We start from the raw sequence: 20,147 nt of genomic DNA, 5'->3' as shown, positions 1-20,147 counted from the left end.
TTTACCGTTTTATTGGGTCACTTTTAACCGGCCAAATGGGTCAAATTGAACCCGGCCTTGACAACCCTCTTCCCAATGGAAGCTTTTTTCGATAAAATGAAAGAAAGACATATCTATTCTCCTTTCAGTTCTTCGTGGTGGTTGAGGTGAAATGTAGCTTAGATATGTCTTTATTTTATCGTAAGACAAGGGGTCTTGTGAACAGGAGTGTCCACAAGACCCCAACATTTATTATAGAACCGATTTTTTTATGGGACAATATGATATTTGCGCAGGCGATACTGCAGATTCTGCCGCTGGAGGCCCAATTCTCTGGCACTTTGGGTGATATTGCCCTGGTTCCGCTGAAGAGTTTCCTCCAGGATACCGATTTCGTAAGAGGCCATCCGTTCGGCCAGGGTCTGTTTTTTTACGGGAGTCGTGGGTGCCGGAGCAGGGACAGGGGAACGGAAGGCTTCCGGCAAAAGGTCATCTGTCAGTTCATCCCCTTCAGAAAGATTCATGGCATAATCCAATACATGGTACAGCTCCCGCACATTGCCCGGCCAGTTGTATTGCTGCAGCTTCCAGAGCGCCCGGGGAGAGATCCGGGTCAGGGGATAGGCATGAAGACGGGCCGCCCGGTCCAGGTAGGTGGAACACAGCAGCCCCAGATCATCGATCCGTTCCCGCAAAGGCGGAATTCGCAGGACGATGGTGGCCAGCCGGTAGAACAGGTCTTCCCGCAAAGTCTTCTCCTGCAGCAGCTGGAAAGGTTCCTGGTTGCAGGTGGAAATTACCCGGATGTCGACTTCCCGTTCCCGGGTTTCCCCGACCCGGCGGAAGACCCCTTCCTGAAGCACACGAAGCAGTTTGGCCTGCATGGGCAGCGCCATGGAGTTCAGCTCATCCAGGAACAGGGTGCCTCCGTTGGCGGCTTCCAGAAGACCTTTGTGGTTGGTGGCACCTGTGTAGGCACCGGCTACGGTTCCGAAGAGGATGCTTTCCACCAGGCTTTCCGGCATGGCGGCACAGTTCAGGACGACCAGTGGTTTGTGCCGGCGCCGGCTGAGACCGTGGATGCTCTGGGCCAGGATTTCCTTGCCCGTCCCGGTTTCTCCATAAATCAGGATGTTGCTTTCCTGGGGTGCCAGTTTCTGGATATTTTTCTTCAACTCCAGGATGGCTGAATCAGCTCCGATAAAGTCATCCAGGGTATAAAGCCGTTTCTTATGGCACTGTTTTTGCTGAATATAAGGACAAAAGCACAACAATTGCGCAAAGACGCAAATGGGAGGGATTTTCGATGCAAGCAAAGACAGAAACCCAAAAGGGCATCCGGTGGGATGTGTTCATCCCCTGTTTTCTGGTCATCGGCGGAGCGGCCATCCTGGGGGTGGTGAACAATGCCTGGCTGACAAAGGTGACCCAGGCGATTTTCGGCTGGTCCCTGGAAACTTTCGGCTGGCTGTATCAGTGGGCAGCTCTGGGCACCCTGATCCTGATCACCCTGCTGGCCTTTTCTCCAGTGGGGAAGATCCGGTTCGGTGGTCCGCAGGCAAAGGCAAAATTTTCTTTTGGCGCCTGGTTCGCCATGACCCTCACCGGTGGTATCGCGACCGGACTGATTACCTACGGGGTCAATGAACCGCTGATCTATTACGGTAGCATCTACGGAGAACTGAAAGAGACCGGCGTGGCTCCCTTCAGCGTGGAGGCTTCGTTCTTTGCTATGGCCCGGTGCTTCTATAACTGGACTTTCATTCCCTATGCCATGTACGCCCTCAGCGGGGTCATCATCGCTTATATGTACTACAACCGGAAAAAGGAGCTGTCCGTGGCAGCTTCCCTGACGCCGCTGTTCGGGGAACGGGTGACCAAGGGGTTCTGGCGTTCCGCCATTGATACCCTGTCCGTCCTGGCCATTGCCCTGTCCCTGCGCTGCATCCCCCAGCTTCACGGAGCGGCCCGGAAGACACTGGAAGATGCCCGCCGGACCCTGGAAATCGAAATGAACTCCTGCTGCGACAACCCCATCCTCTGGCCGGAACCGGGCAACGAGGCGGAAATCTCCGCCTGCAATGCGGATTCCGCCTATGTGGGAATCGCCATGGACAGTGCCTGTCTGGCGGCCACCATGCTGGCCAAGATTTCGGAACGGCGGAACAACCGGCTCATAGACGAGAATCTGTCAGGGTATCCCTGGTTCCTGATCCAGAATCCGGGTCTGAATTCCGGGGTGATGATCCCTCAATATACCCAGGCAGGCCTGCTGAACCAGATGAGAATCCTGTGTACCTCATCGGTGATCGATAACACGCCCACCTGTGGAAATCAGGAAGATTATGTAGCCATGGGATACAATGCGGCCCTGAAGAGCCTTTCTGTTGTAGAAAAGCTGGAATACATCCTGGCCATCGAGCTGCTGTCCGTATACGAAGCCCAGCCCTTTGTGGATGCGTCCCTCCAGAGGAGCCCGGCCAGCCGGAAGGTGCTGGAGGCTGTGGGCCGGGAAGTCCCGAAACTGGAAGAAGATTTCTATCTGTATCCCCACATCGAATACCTGCGCCAGTGCATCCATGATGGGAAGATCATGGCCTGGGCGGAACAGGGAATGGACAGGAAACTGGTTTAAAATGATATGTTGCTTTCGGCTGGTTCCGGGTTTTTACCCTGCCGGACAACTGATGGAAGGGTGCTGCGCAGGCGGCACCCTTTTTTCAGTCCATAAAACGTCCCCTGCTTTAGCCAAATACTTCAATAAAAAACATCAAAGTATACTGTATATAATAGAGAGAAAATTCAAAATCAAATTAAAACATCATAGTTTTTGACTCTTTTCTGACATCTTTCAGATAGAATAAGGGCGTAAAAAGGCTGAGAGCGGTGCAGGCGCCTTCGGCCACGGAAAAGTGAATAAAGAAAAGGAGTGATCAACGTATGGAAATTGATGTGACCCCAAAAAGTTAGACCTTAGTAACGAGATGGTTTTTACTGTCTCGTTACTTTTTTATGCTGCCTGCAAGGAAAGCCTATATTGAACAGGACTTTTCCAGCATAGTTTTTCCTTGATCCTTTGCTCGTTATAGTATTTAATGTATCGTTCGATAGCGTTTTTTAGTTCTTCGTAGCTGTAGTAGATTACTCCATAATACATTTCCTGCTTCATTAAGCCGAAGAAATTCTCCATTACAGCGTTATCATGACAGTTGCCCTTTCGAGACATGCTTTGAAAAATTCGTCCTTTTTTTAGATTCCTGGCATAGGCCTTCATTTGGTATGCCCAACCCTGATCGGAGTGAAACGTTCTTCGATACGGACAATCAGCAGTAATTTCGATTGCTTCAGCTTGAGCTTCCAGTATGCTTTCAGCCGAAGGACGTTTTGCTATTCCATAGCTGATGATTTCATCATTGAACATGTCCAGGAAAGGATCCAGATAAAGCTTGTGCAGGGTCAGATGTCCCTGTGGATCTACTTCATAGTATTTGAATTCTGAAGTGTCGGTTGTAATCTTCTGATGTGGGATATTCGTCTCAAAACGACGATGTATTCTATTGGGAGCAATGGTTCCTACCTTACCCTTATAGGAGCTGTATTTACGGCTTTTCCGGGTAAAGGATGTTACCTGAAGGCTCAGTTCCTGCATGATACGTTGAACTTTCTTCTTGTTCACGCAAAGCCCTTGATTCTTCAGCTCACCGGTCATGCGCCGATATCCATAATCTTTATGCTGGCTGCGGATTTCCTGTATTTTGTCCTCTACTTCCTGGTCTGGATTCACGCGGTCAAACCGTTTCTGCCAGTACATATAGGTCGCTTTAGGCATTTGAGTATAGGAGAGAAGGTCTTTCAATTTGAATGATCTTCGGAGACTGGAGATGATTTTCGCAACTCTCTCATTTTTGCTTCGTCCTCTAAACGCAGTCTCCTCAGTTCTTTTAAAAAAGCATTCTCTATACGGAGTTTAAGGAGTTCATCCTCTAACTCCTGGACATGTTCCACACTGATGTCGACCATCGGCTGCTGAACCTGGGGATCTGTTTTTTTGGTTTGAGATTTGTTCAAAGTTCTCTTCCTGCCTTTTTTATGTGGCCGTAACGCTTCCGGCCCCGCAATTTTAAATTCATTGACCCATCTGGAAATCATGGATGGATTATTGATTCCTACTTGAATTGCCAATTCCTGATACGAGATTTCGTTTGTTAAGTAAGACTCTACCACAGAAAGTTTTTCTTTGAAAGAGTATATTTTTTGAGAGCGGGATCTCTTCAGTCCATTATCACCAAATGCCTTGTAAGCAGCAACCCACTTTAGCAGCTGGCTGCTACTTGCCATCCCATATTTACGTGAAATAGAAATACACCCTTCGTCACTGTTCAAGTATTCCAGTACTATTTTTTTCTTAAATTCATAGTTGTGTTTTGCCATAAAAAACTGACCCCCAATTGTTAGATTTTTGGTCTAACAATTGGGGGTCAGCTCAAATCTTAACCAACCCCATTGTCGTCTCGGTCATCGTCATGTCCGTGCTCTGCCTGCTGAAAATGAATGTGCTGTTTGCCATTCTGGCTGCGGCTATCGTAGCAGGTGTCACCGGTGGATTGGCCATCGATAAGACCGTCAGCGTCCTGATCGGCGGGATGGGTGGGAACTCGGAAACCGCACTGAGCTACATCCTGCTGGGGACCCTGGCCGTAGCCATCGGACAGTCCGGGCTGGCAGACATCGTCGCACGGAAAATCACCAAAGTGGTGGGAACGAAAAAAATTGCCTTTGTCTTTCTGATTGCCTTCGTTTCCTGCTTCTCCCAGAATCTGATCCCTGTCCACATCGCTTTCATCCCCATCCTGATTCCCCCGCTGCTGCTGGTGATGAACCACATGAAACTGGACCGGAGAGCCGTGGCCTGCGCACTGACCTTCGGATTGAAAGCTCCGTATGTTTCCCTGCCGGTAGGCTTCGGGCTGCTGTTCATGACCATTATCAAGGACCAGATGGTGGCCAACAACGTACAGGTTGCCATCAGTGACATCTCTTCTGTCATGTGGATCGGTGGTGCCTCCATGCTGGTGGGCCTGATCCTGGCCGTCATGTTCTACAGCCGGCCTCGTGAATATCAGGATCTGCCCATTATGGGCCAGGATGAACATGCTGACCAGACGGAAATGAATTCCGACTGCTGGAAGGCTCTGGCCGGTGCGGCTGTGGCCTTTGTGGCCCAGCTGTACTTCAAATCCCTGCCCATCGGGGCCATGTGCGGCCTGGCGGTCCTGCTGCTCACCGGCAGCATCAAATGGAACAAGATGGACAACGTGGTCAATGATGGCGTCAAGATGATGGGCTTCATCGCCTTCGTCATGCTGGTGGCTGCCGGCTATGCCAATGTGCTCCGGGAAACCCACTCTGTGGAATCCCTGGTCATGGCAACCACTTCTGTCATCAACACCAAGTTCGGCGGTGCCTTCCTGATGCTGGCCGTTGGCCTGCTGATCACCATGGGCATCGGGACTTCCTTCGGGACCATCCCTGTGGTGGCATCCATCTACATCCCCATGGGCCTGAAACTGGGCTTCGGGATCCCTGCCATCATCCTGCTGATCGGTGTGGCAGCGGCTCTGGGCGACGCCGGTTCTCCGGCCTCCGACTCCACGCTGGGACCCACTTCCGGGCTCAATGCGGACGGGCAGCATAACCACATCTGGGATACCTGCGTACCCACCTTCATCTTCTTCGATATCCCGCTGTTCATCGGCGGCCTGATCGGTGCCCTGATCCTGGGCTAACAGAATAACCAAAAAAAGGGGCTGCCAGGCGGCCCCTTTCCATGAACGATCAAAATGCAAGTTCAATATAAGGAGGATGCCATTATGTTACTGAAAGATGTCAAAGCCATTAAAGAAGTTGTCCTGACCGGGAATGACCTGACTCTGGAACAATTGATCGCTGTCAGCCGGTATGGTGCCAAATTGTCCTTTGATCCGGATGCAGTGGCCCGCATCAAAGCCTCCCGTGCCCTGATCGATGATATCGTCAACAGTGACCGGGTGGTCTACGGTGTGACCACCGGATTCGGCTCCCTGTGCCGGGTACATATTTCCAAAGAAGACTGCGCCCAACTCCAGGAAAACCTGATCCGGACCCATTCCTGTGGCTATGGCAAACCTCTCAGCAAAGAAGTGACACGGGCGGCCATGACCATCCGGGCCAACGCACTGGTCAAGGGGTATTCCGGAATCCGTCTTTCTACCCTGCAGACCCTGGTGGATATGATCAACAAAGGCGTCCATCCCTACATCCCTGAAAAAGGGTCCCTGGGGGCTTCCGGCGACCTGGCTCCGCTGGCCCATATGGTCCTGCCCATGCTGGGGCTGGGTGATGCCGAATACCAGGGGACGGTGATGCCTGGGAAGGAAGCCATGGAAAAGGCGGGTATCCCCATCATCCATCTGGAAGCCAAGGAAGGGCTGGCCCTGATCAACGGCACACCGATCCTGACGGCCATGGGCGTGTTCGCTTTGTGGGAAGGCATGAGCCTGCTGAAACAGAGCGATATCGCCGCCGCTCTCTCCATTGAAGCCCAGCGGGGGATCATTGATGCCTTCGATGAACGGCTCCACGTGATCCGTCCCCACAGAGGCCAGCTGGATACGGCCTACAACCTGCGCAGCCTGCTGAAGGGCAGTACCTATGTAACCCATCAGGGCCAGCTGAAGGTACAGGATGCCTATTGCCTGCGCTGCGTGCCCCAGATCCACGGCGCCAGCAAGGATGCCCTGGGCTTCGTGAAAGACAAAGTGGACATCGAAATCAACGCAGCTACGGATAACCCCATCGTGCTGCCGGATGGCGACGTGATCTCCGGTGGGAACTTCCACGGCGAACCCATGGCCCTGCCTTTCGACTTCCTGGGCATCGGGATCTCGGAAATCGCCAATGTATCCGAACGGCGCCTGGAACGGCTGATCAACAATTCCCTCAGCGGATTCCCGTCCTTCCTGGTGAAACATTCCGGCCTGAACTCCGGTTTCATGATCACCCAATACGCGGCTGCCGCACTGGTCAGCGAAAACAAAGTCCTGGCCCATCCTGCTTCTGTTGACTCCATTCCTTCCTGCGAAAACCAGGAAGATCTGGTCAGCATGGGCGCCCATGCTGCACGGAAAGCCGGAGAAATCGCTTTCAACGCCCGCCGGGTGGTGGCAACGGAAATCCTGGCCGCCTGCCAGGCCATCGATCTGCGGGAAGGCGAAGGCTTCAAACTGGGTGCCGGTACCCAGGCTGCCTATGACGCCGTACGGAAGACCAATGATTTCATCGCCTATGATAAAGACATCGAGATGTTCAAAGAACTGGAAAAGATCACCGATCTGGTCCAGAGCGGCGGCATCCTGGATGCTGTAGAAGACAAAGTCGACCTGAAATTCTTCTAAAACAGCAACCCCTTATCACCATCCCTTTACTCCGGAGCTGTGGACTATGCGTCCACAGCTCTTTCCTTTTGGCCAGTCTGCCGGAGGCTGTTTTGATTCTCTTTTGACGGAATCAGCTGAAAACGTCCAGAGAATGGACGGAAAATGACAGAATTTTTTCTGAGAAAAGAGATCCATTTGGACGTTTTTCCGATGAGGTTTCCGTACAATAAAGGCGTAATCAGAAAGGAAAACACGTTTCCTCTAGAAACTTGCTGAAAAGGAGTGGTTCAACATGAAAAATGAAGATATCGGAAAAGCCATGACCATCAAACTGGAGTTCCCCAACGGACTGCCGAAACCGAAACCGTTTCAGGAAGGCATTCGCCGGGCTCCGGATCGTGGCTTCCGTCTGACGCCTGCCCAGACTGAAATCGCTCTGAAGAACGCTCTGCGGTACATCCCTGAAGAATACCACGAAGAACTGATCCCGGAATTCCTGGAAGAGCTGACCACCCGGGGCCGGATCTATGGCTATCGGTTCCGTCCGGAAGGCCGGATCTACGGGAAACCCATTGACGAATACAAAGGGAAATGCACCGAAGGTAAGGCCTTCCAGGTGATGATCGACAACAACCTGGACTTCGAAGTGGCCCTGTATCCATACGAACTGGTCACCTACGGTGAAACCGGCAGTGTATGCCACGACTGGATGCAATACCTGCTGATCAAGAAATACCTGGAAAACATCACACCGGATCAGACTCTGGTCATGGAATCCGGTCATCCCCTGGGTCTGTTCCATTCCAAACCGGAGGCACCCCGGGTCATCATCACCAACGGCTTGATGATCGGTGAATATGACAACCAGAAAGACTGGGAAATCGCCGAAGAAATGGGCGTCGCCAACTATGGGCAGATGACCGCAGGCGGCTGGATGTACATCGGACCCCAGGGAATCGTCCATGGGACTTTCAACACCATCCTGAATGCCGGACGGATGAAACTGGGCATTCCGGAAGATGGGGATCTGGGCGGCAAACTGTTCATCACCTCCGGTCTGGGCGGTATGAGCGGTGCTCAGGGCAAGGCTGCTGAAATCGCCAACTGCACGGCCATCATTGCAGAAGTGGATGCTTCCCGGATCAAGACCCGTCTGGATCAGGGCTGGATTTCCGGCGTGTCTGACTCCCTGCCGGAAGTCTTCGACCTGGCGCATAAATCCATGGCCGAAAAGAAGGGCATGGCCTATGCCTACCATGGAAACATTGTGGATCTGCTGGAATACATTGTGGACCACGACATCCATGTGGACCTGGTTTCCGACCAGACTTCCTGCCACAACGCCTATAACGGTGGGTACTGCCCGCAGGGCCTGACTTTTGAACAGCGGACCCAGATGCTGGCTGACGATCCCAAGCATTTCCGTGAACTGGTGGACAAGACCCTCCATGCTCACTTCGCAGCTTTGAAGAAGATCACCGCCCGGGGCGTATACTTCTTCGACTATGGCAACTCCTTCATGAAGGCTGTGTTTGATTCCGGTGTGAAGGAAATCTCCAGGAACGGCGTGGACGACAAAGACGGATTCATCTGGCCGTCCTATGTAGAAGATATCATGGGACCCCAGCTGTTCGACTACGGCTATGGCCCGTTCCGGTGGGTATGCCTGTCCGGCAAACCGGAAGACCTGCATAAGACCGATATGGCAGCCATGAGCTGCATCGACGTGAACCGCCGGTACCAGGATCGGGACAACTACATCTGGATCCGGGATGCTGAAAAGAACAAACTGGTGGTGGGTACCCAGGCTCGTATCCTGTACCAGGATGAAGTGGGCCGTGTAAAGATTGCCCTGAAGTTCAATGAACTGGTCCGCAAGGGCGAAATCGGGCCTGTAATGATGGGCCGTGACCATCACGATGTATCCGGTACGGATTCTCCGTTCCGTGAAACCAGTAACATCAAAGACGGCTCCAATGTCATGGCGGATATGGCCGTACAGTGCTTTGCCGGGAACGCAGCCAGAGGCATGAGTCTGTGTGCCCTGCACAATGGCGGCGGTGTAGGCATTGGCAAGGCCATCAACGGTGGTTTCGGGCTGGTACTGGATGGCAGCCATCGGGTGGATGAAATCATTCGCAGCTCCCTGAGCTGGGATGTGATCAGCGGTGTGGCACGCCGGTCCTGGGCCCGTAACGAACACGCCATGGAAACGGCTGTGGAATTCAACAAGACCCGCCTGGGCGTTGGGCAGATCACCCTGCCGTACCTGACGGACGAAGCCAAAATCAAAGATGCAGTGGCCAAGGTATATCCCAAAGCCCATGTCATCAAAGACTGATACCATCTGCATAACCAATCAGATTGCCGCCTTTCGGGCGGCAATCTTTGTAAGGAGGAAACTTATGAACGATCGCCTGCTCATCAAGAATGCATCCCAAATCGTCACTCCCGAAGGAAAGACTGCCCGCCGGGGACGGGAAATGAAACAACTGAAGATTTACGAGAACCAGTCCATCCTGATCGAAAACGGCAAGATCCGCAGCATCGGCAATCAGCCGGACTGGGAAAAGCTGGTACCGGCGGACAAACAAATCGATGCCAGAGGCAAGGCCGTACTGCCCGGGTTCGTGGATTCCCATACCCATCTGGTATTTGGAGGCTACCGTCCGGATGAATTCCTGTGGCGTATGGAAGGCATGAGCTACATGGAAATTATGGAACGGGGCGGCGGTATCCTGAATACCATGAAGGCCACCCGGGAAGCCAGTGAGGAAGAGCTGGTGGACCACAGTATGGACTTTTTGCAGAAGATGCTGGCCATGGGGGTTACCACCGTGGAGGCCAAGAGCGGCTACGGCCAGGACCATGATACGGAAATCAAACAGATGAAGGTGGTGCAGGAATTGAACAGGCGCCAGCCTATCGAACTGGTCTCCACCTTCCTGGGGGCCCATGCAGTACCGCCGGAATTCAAGGACCGGGGCGACGATTTCATAGAGTTCCTGCTGAAAGAGGTGATGCCGGAAGTGGCCCGGGACCATCTGGCGGAATTCTGCGACGTGTTCTGCGAAAAAGGAGTATTCTCCATCCAGCAGAGCCGGCATCTGCTTCAGGAAGCCCGGAAAATGGGCTTTAAACTGAAAATCCATGCAGATGAGATCGTCAGCCTGGGGGGTGCTGAACTGGCGGCCGAACTCCATGCCACCAGTGCTGACCATCTGCTCCATGCCAGTGATGCAGGGATCAAAGCCATGGCCGAAAGCGGTGTGGTGTCCACCTTATTGCCTACCACGGCCTTCTGCCTGAAGGAACCCTTTGCCCGGGCCCGGGAAATGATCGATGCAGGGTGTGCAGTGGCCCTGGCCACGGATTTCAACCCCGGCAGCGGGTTCACCTTCTCGATCCCCCTGATGATCGGACTGGCTGTGATCTACATGAAGATGACCGCCGAAGAAGCCATTACGGCCCTGACCCTGAACGGGGCGGCGGCTGTAGACCGGGCCGATCGGATCGGTTCTCTGGAACCGGGCAAACAGGCCGATCTGGTCATCCTCCAGTATCCATCCTATAAATTCCTGCCCTATCACACGGGCATCAATATTGTGGAAACTGTGGTCAAAAACGGCAAAGTGGTGGTACGCTGAGCCGGACTGGACCCCGAGAGCGGGCGTGCGGAAACGCACGTCCCGCTTTTTTTTGCAGGGGTTTTATATTATAATGATAATAAAACTGAATTCTTATAATGTTTGAGGGGATTTCGCTGATCAACTGATTTCAGCTACTTTTCTTTATGAGGTGTAGGCCATGTCAAGTTTGATTGAAGCACGATTTCTGGGGGCTCCGGTCATCCGGAAAGATGGAAGGGAGATTTTCTTTCCTTATAATAAAGTCAATGCACTGGTTTACTATATCCTGGTCAAGGGGACGGTCCTGAGGGATGAGCTCAGTGGGATCCTGTGGGCGGATAAGTCCGATGCCATGGCCCGGAAAAATCTGCGGAATGCCCTGTATGAAACCAAAAAAATCTTGGGTACGGAAGTGTTCATTTCACCCCGGAAGGCCATCATCAAGGTCAATCCTGAAATCCAGGTGAAGGTGGATGTGAAAGAATTCGAGGCAGCTCCGGGGCGGCACCTGGAGCTGTACCAGGGATCTTTTCTCCAGGGCTTTTTCATCAAGGATGCAGAGGAATACGAAAACTGGTACCTGACAGAGCGGGACCGGCTGGAAAGCCTGTATATGGAGGCCCTGTTCCAGAAACTGAAGGATGCGGTGGCGGTGCGGAACCTGCCCCAGGTGACCCGGTATGGGCGGATGCTGCTGAAACACGATCCCTATGATGAATCCATCTATACCCTGCTGCTCCAGACGTATTGCGAGCAGGGGAATATGAAACAGGCCACCGAATTGTATGAAGAGATGAAGGCCCTGTTCCAGGAAGAACTCCAGACCAGTGTCCCTCCGGAAATCGAGAAGATGATGCGGGAGTATCTCCACCATGAGAAAGACAGGGAGACCACCGTCCCGCGAAAAATCCCGGGGACGGTACCGGGACGGGAAACGGAGCTGACCCAGCTCAGCGGACTGCTGGAGCAATTCCTGGCAGGCAGGCCCTGTAAGACCCTGCTGATCCAGGGGGATGCAGGAAGCGGCAAGACCGGGCTGAAAGATGCCCTGGTCCGGGAGCTGCCGCCGGATGTGGCAGTCATCCAGAGCAACTGCTTCAAACCGGAGCAGAACATCCCTCTGCGGCCCTGGACTGGGATCGTGGAAGGACTGGACAACCTGGTGCGCCGGGAGAAGATCAAGATCCCCAATGTGGAGCCGGGGAAGCTCAGTGATCTGTTTCCCCAGATGGATATGAGCGGCGATCGGGAAGCGGGCCTGGCCGAAATCAAGGATCTGCTGAAGTTCGATGCGGTGTTCCACACGTTGTATACGGTCCTGGAAAATGCAGCCCAGATGAAACGGATCCTGCTGGTCTTCGAAGATATCCACTGGATGGATTCTTTGAGCCTTTCCCTGCTCAGCAGCTTGATCCTCCACAAACGGTCTGACCGGTTCCTGTTCCTCCTGACGGCCCAACCGTCCCGGGAAAAGCCCTACCAGCAGTTCGAGACCTCCGTGACCATGTACCACAAACTGCAGATCTTGAAGTTGAAGGCGCTGGACAGGGAGGGCATCCGTCGCTATGCCACCCAGGCCGGACTCTCTGTCCCTGTGGATGACAAACTGGTCCAGCAGCTCTGGGAAGAGTCGGAAGGGAATCTGTTCCTGCTGCGGGAATGCCTCATGGCCCTGAAGACCACTGGCAGGCTGGACAATCTGACGGAAAACATGCGGAACATCTTTAAGGCCCGGTGTTTTGCCCTGACGGACAACCAGCAGAAAATCCTGGATTTTATTTCTCTGTTCTATGATGGAGCTCCGCTGGCCATGATCTCCGAATATATGCATATGAACAACCTGCAGACCTTGGAGAACATGGAGAGCCTGCGCAAAGCCAATTTCATCCGTCCGGTTCCCCAGCAGCCGGAGGTCATCTACAAGCTGGTCCATCAGAAGCTGAAAGATTACATCCAACAGCAGATTTCGGTGGACAAGCAGCGGATCCTCCACAGCTACATCGCCAGCCTGTGGGAGAAACGGCTGACCCATTCCTCCCAGGATATCCGGCTGTACCATCATCTGGAATACCATTACCAGGAGGCCGGCGATCTGGTGAATATGGGGCGGTACAAGCTGAAGATCCTCATGTATTATCTGAATTTCAGCAATGAACTGTTCCCGGTGCTCAACAGTACGGAAATGATGCCCGATGACAGGGAAAGCCGGTTCATCGAGACCAATCTGGATCAGTTCCTGGCCGAAGTGGATGAAATGATGCACACCATCAAGCGGACCTGCGGCGAAACGCCGGATGTGAAGGCCCTGGAGATGACCTATCTCCATCTTATGGGCCGCCATTACATCCGGGTGGGCGAATATGAAAAAGGGGTCCGGAATATCCTGAACCTGATTGAACAGGCAGCGGAAGTCCATAACCGGGACTATATGCTCATGGGCTATAAACAGATGATTTACTACGATATCCAGATCGGCAATACGGAAGAAATGAAAAATTATCTGGAAGTAGCCCTGAATCTGGCAGATGAATGCAACTACCATAAGGAAATGGGCATCCTGCTGCGACTGAAGGGCCTGAACATGATCATGCAGGGAAATTTCCCGGAGGCAGAGCGGCTGCTGAAAGAGTCAATCTCCACCTTTACTGTGACCCAGAATGTGCAGCACCGGTATGCCTTGAACATCGCTGGGGCGTATAATTATCTGGGGGAGATCCGCCGGGGCCAGGGAAAGTTCCAGGAGGCGCTGGACCAGTACAAAAAGGCCCTGGAATATGCCAGAGGACAGGAAGCCTACAGCAGCTGGGTGGTGTTCTCCTGTAACGCAGGAGTGGCCTGCTACAATATGGGCCGTTATCCGGAAGCCAGGAAGTATTTCCTGCAGGCTTATGAACTGTTTCCCCGGTATGTGTTCTACTGGCGCCATCCCATTGTGGAATCGTATCTGGCACTGCTCTCCATGCAGGACAATCAGGAAAAAGAAGCCATCAGCTACCTGGATGATGCCCTTCACAAACTGGGCAATATGAATAACCCACGGGAAGCTGGGTATGTATATATGGCCATTGCGCTGCTGAAACAGAAACATCCGGATGGCCGGCTTGCCGGTCATTATGAAGGAACGGTGGCCTCCTATGCCACTCGGGCCCTCCAGGTACTGGACCCTTATCGGGATTCCTGGGAACGGCAGCAATTGGAAGCATTGTTTTAAAAGAGGGAGGAAGAAGAAATGGTTACGTTGAAAAAAGTGGCAGAAGTTTTGGAAGCTCGGGTTATTTCCGGGCAGGAACTCCTGAACCGGACGGTCAGCTCTGCCTGTGGCAGCGATATGATGAGTGATGTGCTGGCCTATGCCAAAGATGATGCAGTACTGCTTACGGGCCTTCTGAATGTGCAGGTGGTGCGCACGGCAGATGTGAGCGACGCAGCGGCTCTGATCTTCGTCCGTGACAAACATCCGGAAAACGATGTGCTGCTGGCAGCCCGGGACAAGAACATCCCTGTGCTGTATACCCGCTGCACCATGTTCGAAGCCTGCGGCCGGCTGTATGGACTGGGCCTGCGGGGCTGCACCGCCAAGGACAGGAAGTAAGGGATGGAGGAGACCTATACCGTCATCCCCAATGACTTCGAACGGGCCGGGGCGGCGTCCACCTCCCTGAAGGGCACCCTGAAACAGCTGGGGCTGCCTCCGGAACTGATCCGCCGGATTGCCATCGGTACCTACGAAGGTGAGATGAATTGCCTGATCCACGGCGGTGGGGGTACTATCCGGGTGCAGCTGGCTCCCCAGGCCATCCAGGTCATCATCGAAGATCATGGACCCGGCATCCCCGATGTACAGAAAGCCATGCAGGAAGGCTGGTCCACCGCTTCGGAAAAAATCCGGGCCATGGGCTTTGGCGCAGGCATGGGGTTGCCCAACATGAAGAAGGTATCGGATGAGATGAAGATCGACACCCAGGTGGGGAAGGGGACGAAAGTCACCCTGACCTTCCATCTGACCCATTGAAGACCCTGTCAGGAAGGAGGTGATCCAGGGTGGTGGAACCCTATCTGAATTCGGTGCGGGTGAATCGGGAGCGCTGTACCGGGTGCCTGATCTGTGTGAAGGAGTGTCTGGTCCAGGCCATCCGTGTGCGCGGTGGCAAGGCAGAGATCCTGTCGGATCGATGCATCGACTGCGGGGAATGCATCCGCTGCTGTCCGGTGCGGGCCATGGAAGGATGGGCTGATTCCCTGGATGAACTGAAAAAGTACAAAGTGAACATCGCTCTGGCCACCCCTTCCTTCTACGCCCAGTTCGACGGCAACATCGCTGCTTCGGTGATCTGGGAAGGCCTGCGTGAGCTGGGATTTGATACGGTGTTCGACGTGGCCCTGGCCGGCGATTATGTGAGCCGGGAGATGGAAGGGTACATCGCCCATTACAAGGGGCCGTTCCCGCTGATTTCCTCGGCCTGCCCGGCTGTATTGCGGCTGATCCAGACCAAATACCCGGAACTGGTGAAGCAGGTACTGCCCATCCTGGCCCCGGCCGAGGCGGCGGCCATTTATACCCGGCGGGAAACCACCCGGCGGCTCAAGGTGGCGCCGGAGCAGGTGGGAATCTGGTTCATCTCTCCCTGCCCGGCTAAGGGGACCAATATCCACCAGTCCGTGGACGTGGCCCATACGGCTGTCACCGGTTCCTTCACCATTGCTTCCATCTACGGGCCGCTCACCAAGGCCATCAAGCATGTGCAGGAGACCCGGTACGAAGTGCCGGAGGCCATCCTGGGGTCCTCCTACAGTCTCAGCTGGGGCAGCTGGCAGGGAGAACTGGAATCCACCGGTGTGACCAATGCCGTGTGTGCCCAGGGTCCGGAGGAAGTGGATGAGCTGCTGGAGCAGATCAGCATGGCCAAACTGAATGATGTGCGGTATGCCTGCTGCTACAGCTGTGCCGGCGGCTGCGTGGGTGGTCCCTGCGTAGCCATCAATAAGTTTGTGGCCGAAAAGAACCTGCGGGTACGGGTGGAGCGGCGGCGCAGCCGGGAGGATCCCCACCGGCTGGAAGCCATGCAGAATTGCCGGATCCTGGAGGATTTTCCTGCATCCTGGCGCTATATCAAGCCCCTGGAACCCCACCCCCATCCGCCGCTGGCCGAAGATTTCGGTGAGGCTCTGGAAAAGATGCAGCAGCTGAAAGCCTTGGAACAGGAGTTCCCCCAGCTGGACTGCGGAGCCTGTGGGGCTCCCACCTGCAGGGCCTTTGCTGAAGATGTGGTCCGGGGGCTGGGGCAGAAGGAAGACTGTATCTTCCTGAAGAAAAAACAGCAAAAAAGAGAAAAATAGGGAGAAGGTGGGAGAAAAGACAGGAAAAATGCTGCTATTTCGACAACTTATGGCTGCGAAAAAGGGCTTTTTCCTTGCAAGTTTCCTAAAATATTGCTATTATTTATGACGAAGATTCCAAATTTAAATATTCAGACAGAAGAAAAAAACGCCTGGCAAACAGGCAACAGGAGGAAAAGCAAATGATCGATATTACGGATCGAGTCCATTGTGCGGCTGCGCTGAGCAAGATCATGCCGGCAGAAAAAGCAGCCGAATTCATTCAAGATGGTATGAACCTGGGCATGAGCGGCTTCACCCCGTCCGGCTATCCCAAGGCTGTACCTCTGGCACTGGCCGCAAGAGGGAAGGAACATCCTTTCAAAGTGAATGTATGGACAGTGCTTCCTGGACCTGAAGTAGATACGGAAATGGTCAAAGCCGGTATCGTAGGGAACCGGATGCCTTACCAGACGGATAGAAACTGCCGGAACGCCATCAACAATGGTCAGATCCGGTATCTGGACACTCATATCAGCACCTTTAACCAGATGGCCCGGTTCGGTTTCCTGCCGGATCATCGGGATGTGGATGTAGCCATCATCGAAGCCTGTGCCATCAAGGATCTGGGCAAGGGCAAGATCGGCATCATCCCTACCACCAGCCTGGGCGGAAGCTGCGGTTATGTGCAGAGTGCCAAAAAAGTGATCGTGGAAGTGAACACCACCCAGCCGGTAGGCCTGGAAGGTATGCACGACTGCTATGTACCGCTGGATCCTCCCAACCGGAAGATCATCCCCATTGAGCGGCCGGAAGACCGGATCGGTACCACCTACATTCCCTGTGACCTGGAAAAACTGGTGGCCATCGTTCCCTGCGACATCCCCGATACCCCCAGCAAACTGGCTCCCATCAGCGATATTGCCCGGGCCATGGGTGCCAACCTGGTGGACTTCCTGAAAAATGAAGTGAAACAGGGCCGTCTGCCCAAGAACCTGCTGCCTCTGCAGTCCGGGGTGGGCTCTGTAGCCAATGCTGTGATCAACGGGCTGGTCCATTCTGATTTCGAAGACCTGACGGTCTATACCGAAGTCATCCAGGACGGGATGTTCGATCTGATCGATGCCGGTAAGCTGCGGGTGGCTTCCGGTGCTTCCCTGACTATGTCCGCCGAAGTCCAGAAACGGTTCTACAGCAACCTGGACAAATACAAATCCCACCTGATCCTGCGTCCTCAGGAAATCTCCAATAACCCTGAAGTGGTACGGCGTCTGGGTGTCATCGGCATGAATACCGCCATCGAAGTGGACCTGTACGGCAATGTGAACTCTTCCCACATCAACGGGACCAACCTGATGAACGGCATCGGCGGCAGCGGTGACTTTGCCCGGAACGGCTATCTGTCCATCTTCTTTGCCGAATCCGAACGGAAGGACGGCAAGATCAGTTCCGTAGTTCCCTTCTGCTCCCATATCGACAACAACGAACACGATGTGGATGTGATCGTTTCCGAACGGGGCGTTGCTGACCTGCGTGGCCTGTCTCCCAAAGAAAGAGCTCCGATCATCATTGACAAGATTGCCAGCCCGCGGTACCAGCCCATCCTGAAAGATTACTTCGAACGGGCCTGCGTTGCCTGCCATAACAGCCAGACACCGCATATCCTCAAAGAAGCCTTCTCTTTCCACGAAAGAATGCTGGAAACCGGCACCATGGAGAAAAAATAATTCACAGTGCCACGAAATTTTCGGAAAACAGGTGGTAACAGGCTCGTATTTATGTTACAATTACCGTGTTTTCATTTCGTTGGAACCATGAAGTCCCAGGAGGTGCATATTTTTGACAACAAGAGAAAAAATCGATGATATGTTTGCACGCTACGAGAAGATCGAAGCGGGCGGCGGTGCCAAAAGAGTAGGGAAACAACACGATGCGGGTAAAATGACAGCCCGTGAACGTATAAACTCGTTCTTAGATGAGGGAAGTTTTGTAGAACTGGATAAATTTGTGGAACATCGGTGCTCCAACTTCGGCCAGGAAAAGAAGTATCTGGCCGGGGATGGGGTCGTCACCGGCTATGGTACAGTGAACGGCCGCACGGTGTTCGTATTTGCACAGGATTTCACGGTTGAAGGCGGTTCTCTGGGTGAAATGCATGCCAACAAGATCGCCAAGGTCCAGGCCATGGCACTGAAAACCGGTGCACCCATTGTGGGCATGGCCGATTCCGGCGGTGCCCGGATCCAGGAAGCCACCGATGCCCTGGCCGGCTTTGGCAAGATGTTCAAACAGAACACCCTGGCTTCCGGTGTGATCCCCCAGATTTCTGCCATCATGGGACCCTGCGCCGGCGGTGCTGTATACAGCCCGGCGCTGACCGATTTCATTTACATGGTAAAGCGGAATTCCAAGATGTTCATCACCGGGCCGGAAGTGGTCAAGACCGTGACCGGCGAAGAAGTGGGCCAGGAAGACCTGGGCGGCACCTTTACCCATTGTACCCGCAGCGGTGTGGCAGACTTTCCTGCTGAAAACGATGCGGACTGCCTGGAACAGATCCGGTACCTGCTGAGCTTCCTGCCCAGCAACAACCGGGAAAATCCTCCGGTCTATGACACGGGTGACAGCGCCTACCGGATGGATGAAGAACTGAATACCATCGTCCCCGACGATTCCCAGATGCCCTATGACATGTACAAAGTCATCCGCAGCATCGTGGATAACGGGGAATATGTTGAACCCCACCGGATGTACGCCCGGAACATCATCACCTGCCTGGCCCGTATGGATGGCTCCACGGTAGGGATCATTGCCAACCAGCCCCGGATCATGGCCGGCTGCCTGGACATCAATGCGTCCGACAAGGCTGCCCGGTTCATCCGTTTCTGTGATGCCTTCAAGATTCCCCTGATCAACATCGTGGATGTCCCGGGATTTTTGCCGGGCACGGACCAGGAATACGGCGGGATCATCCGTCACGGTGCCAAAATGCTGTACGCCTACTGCGAAGCCACGGTGCCCAAAATCACCCTGGTGACCCGGAAAGCCTACGGCGGTGCCTATCTGGCCATGTGCGCCCAGGATCTGGGGGCAGACCACGTCATTGCCTGGCCCACAGCGGAAATCGCTGTCATGGGACCCCAGGGGGCTGCCAAGATCATCTTCCGCCATGACCCGGATGTGGAACAGAAAACCCAGGAGTACATCACCAACTTCGCCACTCCGTATTATGCGGCGAAACACGGGATGGTGGAAATGGTCATCGAACCCAAGACCACCCGTCCCACGTTGATCAAAGCATTGCGTATGTTAAAATCAAAGCAGGAAGACCGGCCAACGAAAAAACACGGTAACATTCCTCTGTGATTTTGATATAAACCATTTTCAACCATTCAGGTACAGGAAAGAGAGGTGAAACGTTCATGACCAACAATCCTTGGCTGATTATGCTGATCAACATGACCATCGTATTCGGCGTGCTGATTGTTCTGGGTCTGCTGATGGTCCTGATCCATGCGGTCGACCCCACAAAGAACAAGGCAAAAGGGAAAAAAAAGCCTGTTGTAGCTAAACCGGCAGCTTCGGCTGCAGCCAGCAAACGGCAGGACGAGGAAAAGGTGGCAGCCATGGCTGCTGTCCTGGCAATGATCCAGGATGAGGACGACATGGTGGCCGCTGCTCTGACGGCAGCCATTGCCGAACACCAGAGGAAGATGGAGCCCATGGCTCTGCCTCATCATTTCTTCTAACCACACAGATTGTTGAGGGACGATCTGCCAATCAAAACGCTTGCGTTTTACACAATTTA

15 protein-coding genes are annotated in these 20,147 nt (G+C 53.7%); 12 read left to right on the top strand and 3 right to left on the bottom strand.

Features of this window, described 5'->3' with window-relative positions; genetic code table 11:
- Positions 1-248 precede the first annotated feature (248 nt).
- Positions 249-1,295, bottom strand: coding sequence for a sigma-54 interaction domain-containing protein (locus BQ5462_RS02735; protein WP_083378045.1), 1,047 nt, complete (start codon positions 1,293-1,295; stop codon positions 249-251).
- On the opposite strand from BQ5462_RS02735, the gene BQ5462_RS11415 reads away from it, so the two are divergent.
- The gene (locus BQ5462_RS11415; protein WP_071141911.1) at positions 1,286-2,614 is read left to right on the top strand and encodes an aromatic amino acid lyase; all 1,329 of its coding nucleotides are present in this window, start codon (positions 1,286-1,288) and stop codon (positions 2,612-2,614) included. The two genes, BQ5462_RS02735 and BQ5462_RS11415, sit on opposite strands and share 10 nt — an antisense overlap.
- Positions 2,615-2,989: 375 nt before the next feature.
- Here BQ5462_RS11415 and BQ5462_RS11610 read toward each other — a convergent pair whose 3' ends face one another.
- On the bottom strand, positions 2,990-3,862 hold the full coding sequence (locus tag BQ5462_RS11610) for an IS3 family transposase (protein ID WP_407923321.1): 873 nt from the start codon (positions 3,860-3,862) through the stop codon (positions 2,990-2,992).
- A complete protein-coding gene (locus tag BQ5462_RS11605; protein ID WP_071141679.1) occupies positions 3,832-4,410 on the bottom strand; it encodes a helix-turn-helix domain-containing protein in 579 nt (192 codons plus the stop codon). The genes BQ5462_RS11610 and BQ5462_RS11605 overlap by 31 nt, the downstream gene beginning before the upstream one ends.
- 56 nt (positions 4,411-4,466) lie before the next feature.
- On the opposite strand from BQ5462_RS11605, the gene BQ5462_RS02710 reads away from it, so the two are divergent.
- From BQ5462_RS02710 to gcdD, 11 genes are all read left to right on the top strand, one after another.
- On the top strand, positions 4,467-5,765 hold the full coding sequence (locus BQ5462_RS02710) for a Na+/H+ antiporter family protein (protein ID WP_071142126.1): 1,299 nt from the start codon (positions 4,467-4,469) through the stop codon (positions 5,763-5,765).
- A gap of 84 nt (positions 5,766-5,849) precedes the next feature.
- A complete protein-coding gene (gene hutH, locus BQ5462_RS02705; RefSeq protein ID WP_071141909.1) occupies positions 5,850-7,412 on the top strand; it encodes a histidine ammonia-lyase in 1,563 nt (520 codons plus the stop codon).
- A 274-nt stretch (positions 7,413-7,686) separates the two neighbouring features.
- The gene (locus tag BQ5462_RS02700; RefSeq protein WP_071141908.1) at positions 7,687-9,735 is read left to right on the top strand and encodes a urocanate hydratase; all 2,049 of its coding nucleotides are present in this window, start codon (positions 7,687-7,689) and stop codon (positions 9,733-9,735) included.
- A gap of 64 nt (positions 9,736-9,799) precedes the next feature.
- Complete coding sequence (gene hutI / locus BQ5462_RS02695; RefSeq protein WP_071141907.1) at positions 9,800-11,041, top strand: imidazolonepropionase; 1,242 nt, start codon at positions 9,800-9,802, stop codon at positions 11,039-11,041.
- Between the two features lie 160 nt (positions 11,042-11,201).
- Positions 11,202-14,234, top strand: a complete 3,033-nt coding sequence (locus tag BQ5462_RS02690; protein ID WP_071141906.1) for an ATP-binding protein — start codon at positions 11,202-11,204, stop codon at positions 14,232-14,234.
- A gap of 18 nt (positions 14,235-14,252) precedes the next feature.
- Positions 14,253-14,615, top strand: a complete 363-nt coding sequence (locus tag BQ5462_RS02685) for a DRTGG domain-containing protein (protein ID WP_071141905.1) — start codon at positions 14,253-14,255, stop codon at positions 14,613-14,615.
- Between the two features lie 3 nt (positions 14,616-14,618).
- Positions 14,619-15,035, top strand: a complete 417-nt coding sequence (locus BQ5462_RS02680; protein ID WP_071141904.1) for an ATP-binding protein — start codon at positions 14,619-14,621, stop codon at positions 15,033-15,035.
- A 29-nt stretch (positions 15,036-15,064) separates the two neighbouring features.
- Complete coding sequence (locus tag BQ5462_RS02675) at positions 15,065-16,360, top strand: [Fe-Fe] hydrogenase large subunit C-terminal domain-containing protein (RefSeq protein ID WP_071141903.1); 1,296 nt, start codon at positions 15,065-15,067, stop codon at positions 16,358-16,360.
- 182 nt (positions 16,361-16,542) lie between these two features.
- Positions 16,543-18,066, top strand: a complete 1,524-nt coding sequence (locus tag BQ5462_RS02670) for a succinate CoA transferase (protein ID WP_071141902.1) — start codon at positions 16,543-16,545, stop codon at positions 18,064-18,066.
- A 139-nt stretch (positions 18,067-18,205) separates the two neighbouring features.
- Positions 18,206-19,705 carry a methylmalonyl-CoA decarboxylase subunit alpha gene (mmdA, locus tag BQ5462_RS02665; protein ID WP_071142125.1) on the top strand — a complete coding sequence of 500 codons (1,500 nt, stop codon included), beginning with the start codon at positions 18,206-18,208 and terminating at the stop codon, positions 19,703-19,705.
- Between the two features lie 56 nt (positions 19,706-19,761).
- Positions 19,762-20,088: a sodium ion-translocating glutaconyl-CoA decarboxylase subunit delta gene (gene gcdD / locus BQ5462_RS02660; RefSeq protein WP_071141901.1), complete on the top strand. Its 327-nt coding sequence runs from the start codon at positions 19,762-19,764 to the stop codon at positions 20,086-20,088.
- Positions 20,089-20,147: the final 59 nt, after the last annotated feature.

This window comes from Acidaminococcus timonensis (genome assembly GCF_900106585.1).
In the GTDB taxonomy this organism is placed as follows: Bacteria; Bacillota; Negativicutes; order Acidaminococcales; family Acidaminococcaceae; genus Acidaminococcus; species Acidaminococcus timonensis.
Note: the sequence above shows the minus strand (reverse complement) of the source record. Positions and strands in the feature narration are given on the sequence as shown.